The 6,900-nt window shown below is 41.2% G+C and carries 9 protein-coding genes; all 9 read right to left on the bottom strand.

Going from position 1 to position 6,900, the window contains the following annotated elements:
* Positions 1–674 (bottom strand): hypothetical protein (locus tag NTV63_00820; protein ID MCX6709486.1); only part of this gene is annotated, 674 nt, incomplete at its 3' end.
* A gap of 23 nt (positions 675–697) precedes the next feature.
* Positions 698–1,276 (bottom strand): hypothetical protein, encoded by a 579-nt coding sequence (locus NTV63_00815; protein MCX6709485.1) that lies wholly within the window; start codon positions 1,274–1,276, stop codon positions 698–700.
* Between the two features lie 22 nt (positions 1,277–1,298).
* Positions 1,299–1,781, bottom strand: coding sequence for a hypothetical protein (locus tag NTV63_00810; GenBank protein MCX6709484.1), 483 nt, complete (start codon positions 1,779–1,781; stop codon positions 1,299–1,301).
* Between the two features lie 410 nt (positions 1,782–2,191).
* Positions 2,192–2,659, bottom strand: coding sequence for an Lrp/AsnC family transcriptional regulator (locus tag NTV63_00805; GenBank protein MCX6709483.1), 468 nt, complete (start codon positions 2,657–2,659; stop codon positions 2,192–2,194).
* 104 nt (positions 2,660–2,763) lie between these two features.
* Positions 2,764–3,846, bottom strand: a complete 1,083-nt coding sequence (locus NTV63_00800) for a hypothetical protein (protein MCX6709482.1) — start codon at positions 3,844–3,846, stop codon at positions 2,764–2,766.
* A 76-nt stretch (positions 3,847–3,922) separates the two neighbouring features.
* Entirely contained in the window at positions 3,923–5,608 is a 1,686-nt protein-coding gene (lysS, locus tag NTV63_00795) for a lysine--tRNA ligase (protein MCX6709481.1), read from the bottom strand.
* 99 nt (positions 5,609–5,707) lie between these two features.
* Positions 5,708–5,890, bottom strand: a complete 183-nt coding sequence (locus NTV63_00790) for a ribosome biogenesis protein (protein ID MCX6709480.1) — start codon at positions 5,888–5,890, stop codon at positions 5,708–5,710.
* A 4-nt stretch (positions 5,891–5,894) separates the two neighbouring features.
* Entirely contained in the window at positions 5,895–6,683 is a 789-nt protein-coding gene (locus NTV63_00785) for a S1 RNA-binding domain-containing protein (GenBank protein ID MCX6709479.1), read from the bottom strand.
* Between the two features lie 16 nt (positions 6,684–6,699).
* Entirely contained in the window at positions 6,700–6,885 is a 186-nt protein-coding gene (locus NTV63_00780) for a 30S ribosomal protein S27e (protein ID MCX6709478.1), read from the bottom strand.
* Between the last annotated feature and the right edge of the window lie 15 nt (positions 6,886–6,900).

The following is a 6,900-nucleotide window of genomic DNA, read 5'->3' as shown; positions in this document are numbered from 1 at the left end:
ATGTATTCGTCTGATGCAAGCCGCCTTTCAAGTCCAAGTGTGTTTTTGTCTTTCTCAAGCTTTTTCAGCTCTTCGCTTAGTCTGTCCCTCAGTTTGTATTCGCCTGAGTCCTCAAGCTTTTTTCCGTCTCTTCTGTATTTTTCAATCTCAAACTCAACTTTTGAAATTAAATCATTGCATTCGTCAATTCTGTCATTTAAGTCAACCTTAAGCTCTCCCTGCTGGCTGCAATACTGCTCTGTTTCAGTCTTCCTCTGGCGCAGGCTCTCAATCTGGTAGTCCACATTTCCAACAGACCTTTCAACATTCCTTATCACTGTGTCTATGAGAAGCTCTTTTTCCTTCTGGGACTTTTTTGAAATCTGGTACCAGGCTCTCACTATCTTCTGCCAGAGGGAGGATTCGCCCTCAAAGGTCTCTGTTAATTTCCTGCTGTTTTGTTTTATCTTGTCTGTGTATGATTTTACGTTGTTTATGGCAGGCGCTATGACTGTATTATATGTTTTTTTTGATGTTTCAACTCCTTCGAAAAGCCCGCCCTTTTCCCGTTCACTGATGTATCCCTTCACAAGTTCTGTTTCATATGTCAGCGATTCCGGCGTTATCGCAGTTTTCTGCCCGATTGATTCCGCTTCCTTTGCTGATTCAACCACTTTTTCAAGTTCATTTTCCATTTTTCATTCCCCCGGTTATTTTTTTAATTATCCTTTTTGTTTCCTTCATTTTCCTGCTTTATCCTTGCGTCCCTTTTCCTTCTCGTGCTTTCAAGCTCTTCCCTGTCTTTTGAAATCAGCTCGCCTGCCCTTGCTATTGACTCTGCAGTTTTTTCCTCGCTCCCTTTTTTCGTGAGCTCTGCGTTTTCCATCATCTTTTTCGGAGTGCTGTCCTGGAAGAGTTCCGGCTGCGGCGCCCTTATCTCTGAGAGCGCTTTTCCAACTTCCAAAAATCCGCTCTGCATGTATTCTGCAAGAGGGCTGATTTTTGAGTATGCCTCCTTTATCGCTTCAGAAACTTCAGAGAGGCTTTTTATGCAGCTCTCATATTTCTTCTTCAGCCCAGTGCCCATTTCTCTGCCTGATTTTCCATAGTCATTTTTCATGGTTTCGCATATTCCCTCTGCAAGCAGTTTTGCCTTCTCTGTTCTTTCCTTTATGATTTCCATTCCCGTTTCAAGCTCGCCCATAAGGTTTTCAAGCCCGCTTTTCTTAATCAGCTCACGCCCGCGCCTTTCGTTCTCTTCGCGCTTTTTCATGAATTCTGATTCATATTCTGCCATTTTTCCCTCTTTACAGATTCTTTTACGGATTTTCAAAATATCCCTTTATCCTGTCGTACAAATCCTTCAGGAAGTTCTTTCCGTCCTCAATTCCGTCCCCGACTTTGTCTTTCATGTAAGAGAGGACTATCTCGTTCTGCTCTGGCTCATTGAATTCGAAAAAGATTCCCTTCTTCTGTTCAGCAGTCATGTTGTCTGAAATGTCATCCAGGCTTCCCACAAGGGCTCCCTCCTGCCCCTGATAAATGGGGTATTTCCTGTCTGATGTTGAAAGGTAGCTCTCAACCTGCCCGTTTTCATTCTTTTCTGTGACAATTGAAAGCTCATACGGCTTTTGGTAGAAGTTCTCTGCAACAACAACATTCTCAAGCCGTGGAAAAACTGCAGCAGCCCCGTTTCTTAATTCCCGGTTGATATTCAAAGAATCTCCTGTTGCCATTATCCCGATTATTGCTCCCACGACAGCAGTTGTCGCAAGAATCCTTTTTCCTTTTCCTTCGCTCATTTTGATTCCTCCACAATTTTTATGATTAGAGAATGTATTGGGAATCTTTTTTAATAAGAGTTTCCCGGGCAAAGTGAGAGCATTTTCGGCATTTTTGGAATAAATGCGGATTAATCCGCAAATATTCTGGAAGAAAAGTGTTATTCCGGAAGATTTGCAGAATCAATGGAATGAAATTTTCCCATAAATTACCGGAAAAACAAAAGAAAATATTTTTATGATTTTTAACCGATTATAATTATCTTTATGTTATATTATTATTACATTGTCATTAGGTTGTTCTCCGTCTGTTTTTTTAGGTTTAAAAATAGCAGAGGAAGCCAGAATAATTATGAAAAACATTTTAATCATTATTAATCAATTATTATTAATAAGTTTTTAAGTTTAAAAATAATTAGAAAATTTTAGAATTAAGGAGTAATTTCAATATCGCTTTCTCCTGTGAGGAATCCCTCCCGCTTGACATCCTCTATTATGTGGTGGCTTATGCTTTCCTTTGCTCCTGCCTGCGAGAGTTTTTCATTGAAGGAGTCAAGCTCAGAAAGGTCATGGAAGACAAGCTCTGCATAGAAGTCATATCCGTTGTTTATCCTGAGAAGGGTGTTTATGTTTGGGTGGAGAAGGAGAAGGTTTTTCACATTTTCCTTCTTGTCATCCCGTGCTTTTATCATGAAATTCACCCTGAAATTGTATCCTATCTTTGAGAAGTCAATGATTGTTGTGTATTTTTTTATTATCTTTTTTTCAAGCCTTTCAATCTTGTCAAATATTGTTGAGATTGGGATTCCTGTTTCCCTTGAGATGAGCGCTATGCTTTTTCTTGAGTCCTTTCTCAGATGCGAGAGTATGAGAACGTCATTTTCTGTATGCTTTGGCATTTTTACCTCATTAATCCTCTTTTTTGCTTTTACTTATTTTTAATAGCTGATGTTTTACGCTTTTATAAGGGTTTACTGGAAAAATCTGAAAGATTTTCAGGGAGCTAATTTCCGCCGAATAAGAATTTATATGCGGTGTCGCCTTTTTTGTTGTCAAATTCTCCCCATTCATTCGTGCCTGCTAAAAAGAGCTTTACAAAGTAGTTTCCGTATGAGCTTTTTAATTCAGTGTAAATAGCAAATTTGTCTATTGTCATGTAAAACTTGGGATTGTCGCTTAATTCCCCGTTTGAGAGATTCCCGTCGACTAATGTGGCAAGCGAATCCGCCTGCTTGGATGTAAGCGAATTAACTGCCCTGAGCATAACATAGAGCTGTGTCCATTCCGTCTTGCTTGCAAATCTTTTATACATGCTTGGTATATACTGCTGCAGGCTTTGGCTGTCTATCCTGAAAACATCATCAAACCTTGCCCTCAAGTCATTCTCAAAGTTTGTCTTATTCTGTGTTTTTGCAAGAGCTGCTATTTTTTCAGTAGCTATTCTCGCTGCTTCTTTTTTCTCTGCTGCGCTTCTTTCTGCCTCTTTTTTTTCAGCAGCCACTCTTTCTGCTTCACGCTTTTCAGTTGCTATCCTCTCTGCCTCTTTCTTTTCTGCTTCTACCCTTTCATCATCTTTTTCATCTTCTGCCTTGCTATACTCGCTTTTTATTCCCAGCAGATTATCAGGTGATTCTCCGTTCAGCCCAGGATGAATGTAATCATTCTGATATTTTATTATTTTTTCAAGATAGATGTTCTTTTTGCTGAAATCAGAATTTTCAATCTTCTCCTGAAGGGGGTCTGCAAATTGGTCTGCCACAGAATAATTTCCATAGTATATTGAATCTTCAATCCATTTTAATTCAGCGTCAAATTCAGCTGTGTACTGCTGCTCAATAATTGCTGTGTTATTCTGCCTGGTGATGTCAGTGTTAAATGATTTATTGCCTGAATTTGCGAATCCGAATATTGCAGACACTGCAGCAGTTAAAACGAGAAACCTGCCTATTGAATTGTTTCCCTTTTTCCTTTGCTTTTTATTCTCCTGCCTTCTTTTCTGTATCTCACTTATCCTTTCAGCTTCGCTTATGTGCGTTTTTGCCCTGCTTATTATGCTTTCAAGTTCGCTTTCGCTTAATCCTTCCATGATAGAATATAGAGATGATTATTTTTATAAGCTTTAATCTGTAAAATCCGGAAGATTTTCAGAAAAATACGGTTTTTCAGGCACTCTGATTGCTTGCTTCCTCAAACAGCTTTGCTGCCCTTTCTCCTAATGCCAGGAGGAATGGTGCAAGTCTTGGTCCCCGCTCCCTGTTGAGAAGCACAAGATAACCTGCCCTGAAGAATTCTTTTGTCTGTAGCCCAGTCGCTTTTACTGCGTTATACATCTTTTCTGAGAATTCCTTCTCGCTCCCGTGATTTTCAGAAAGTATTTTTGCAACTGCTTTCAATGAGTGCTTCTGCTCTGGAGAAAGTTTTATCTCAGGGTTTACCCTTTCCTGAACTGTGAATCTGCTCTCTTCAGGAGCGTAGTGTGTAACCCAGTATTTGGCTTTCTCAATCCTCTGCATTATCCTCTCTTCCTGCTCTTTCCTGTACTGCCCTGTTTTTCTCAGGCTTGCGATTATCCCCTCCTTTTCCTGGAAAATCTGCGCAAGCACAGATGCGTGGGAGAAGCTCATTGAGAGGGGGTTTTCCTCCTTTTTCACGCTTATCTCATACAGGCGCTTTAGGTGCTTTTCATCTTTCTCATTTTCAGGCTTTTCAATTCCTGAATGCACCCTTTCAAGCTGGTCAAACTCATCATACATCTGGGGAAGGTCCTTCCAGGAGAAGCTCCTTGTCTTCATAAGGCGCTTGTTGTAGAAGTATCTGAGAAGCTCAGGCGTTGCAACCTCAAGCCAGTCCCTTGGATAGACAATGTTTCCTAATGACGCAGACATTTTTGTTCCATCTATCATAAGGTGCTCGTAGAATATAGGGTCAGGCATCGGGAAGTCAAACACATTCTCTGTGATTTCCCCGTTTGTCCAGAATGCAGAAAGGGGCACCTGGTATTCCTTCCCTGCCCCTTCTGTGCAGATGTTCCACCTTGCCCATTGTGCAGCCCACTCGCTTTTCCACATGAGTTTTCCCTTGTCTTTCAATGGGTCTGCAACTCCCTTGTATCCGCAGCCGACTGCCTTTTGGGTTTCAAAATCATAGTCAGAGCATTCGTAATGCACAAGCCCGTCTTTCACTTCAGTTATTTTTGTTGTTGAGATTTTTCCGCACTTCTGGCATATTGGAACCCACGGGCTCCAGCCTTTTTGGAGGGGAGTTGTCCTGTATTTCCCCGCTATCTCTTTTATCCGGTCTATGTTTTCCATCGCCTTTTTGATGTATGGCTTGAAGCTTCCCCTGTCATACTCTTCCTGCATTGAGTATATTTCCATGTCCTCATGGACAAACTGCTTTATGACTTTCATGTATTCTGACTTGTGGTGCTCTGCATAGCTCTTATGGCACCCGTCAGGGTCCGGGACTGATGTTATAGGCATTCCAATGTATTTCACATAATCCTCAGGAACTCCTTTCGGAACCTTTCTCAATGGGTCCATGTCCTCTGCAACCCAGATGAACCTTGCTTTGACTTTGGAATCCTTCAATGCGCGGTATACTGAGTCGCCCCTTATTGTGTCGCTCAGCCTTCCAATGTGAAGAACTCCTGATATTGATGCTGATGTCTTTACTACAAACTCACTCCTTTTTGGGAACTCCCGGTCTGAATAGAAAAATTTCCTTCTTGCAATTATCTTTTCAGCAAGCTTGTCTGCCCAGAATATGGAGTCCTCTTCAGCCTCCTCATTTTCCGTTTGATTGTGAACAGAAGTTTTTATGCTCTTTTCTTCTTTTTTATTTTCCATTTTTTCCTCTTGATTCCTCATTGGATTTATGAGCTTTGACAGTTCTATATTTCTTTTTCTTAAATATAAAAAACTATCGATGAGTAAAAGAATGAATCCCTAAAGCAGCCCTTTTTTTACGATTTCAGGCTTTTTCACCTGCCTTCTGTAGGATGCGTATTTGTCTTCGGGGCTGTATTTTGCTGGCTTGTTGGGAATGGCAGTCTCATTACAAACTGCGCATTTTTCAGAGATGGTGTATTTCCTGCATTTCGGGCAGATAAGAATGTGCCGCATTTTGATTCCTTTACTCTTCCCTTTTAAATTCAGCTTCGCTGTCCTTCTCTTTCATAAAATCAGTTATCTCAGAAACCATATTGTCCAGGGCTTTTTCAGCGCTCTTGTAATCAGTTGCAGTGACCTTTACAGAGTAGCTTCCTGCTCCCGCATATTTTATGTCTATTGTGATTTTAGGGTTCTTGTTTATTCCCAAGCCGGTTCCTATTGCCTCTTTTACAATCTCAACCCCGTCTGGCTCGTAGCTGATGAGCTTCAATTCGCCCTTTATGCTTACAAATTCGTGCTTTATCCTCTGGATTATGAGCTTTGTGATTGCCTCGGCTGTCTTCTTTTCAACGCCTAATTTTTCAAGGGATTCTTCCCCTGCTGCAATCTTTTCAAAGCATGAGCTTAAGTCCTCGTATTTCCTGAACACTGCGCTTGTTACATTGTCATACATCTGCCTGTAGTCTGACTTTGCAAGGAAAGCAATGTTCTCTATTATCTTTTCTGAGAGCTGCTCCTTCTTCATCCATTCTGTCTTTTCCCTTTTTTCCTTTTCAGTAACCCTTCTTAGGGAAAGGTCGATGCTTTCTTTCTCGCGCTCAACCCGCAGCACTTTGCAAACAACAAGCTTGTCCTCGCGGACATAATCCCGCATGTTCCTTATTCTTCCTGCTGCTATCTCAGAAATGTGTATCATGCCTTCCTTGTCATACTCATCCAGGCGCACAAAGACAGAGTGGAACTGTATCTTTGTAACAGTGCATATGACAATCTGCCCCTCTTCCGGGAGCCCTTCTTTTCTGTAAAGCATGACTTATCCCACCTGCTTATTCGAGAACTTCAAGAATCCTTGACTTTATCCTTGTCTTTCCGCCTGTAGGCTGCGCAATTACCTTTCCGCACACAAGGCACTTTATTTCAGTTGTGGATTTTCCGAATATTATCTGCTCATTCTTGCACTTTGGGCACCTTACCTTGACATATTTTGAGTTTGGCTCTCTTACCTTTTTCATTTTATTCCTCCACTC

Source organism: Candidatus Woesearchaeota archaeon, assembly GCA_026394965.1.
Classification (GTDB): domain Archaea; phylum Nanobdellota; class Nanobdellia; order Woesearchaeales; family 0-14-0-80-44-23; genus JAPLZQ01.
The sequence above is the reverse complement of the archived record's forward strand: the minus strand, read 5'-3'. Positions and strand labels throughout refer to the sequence as shown.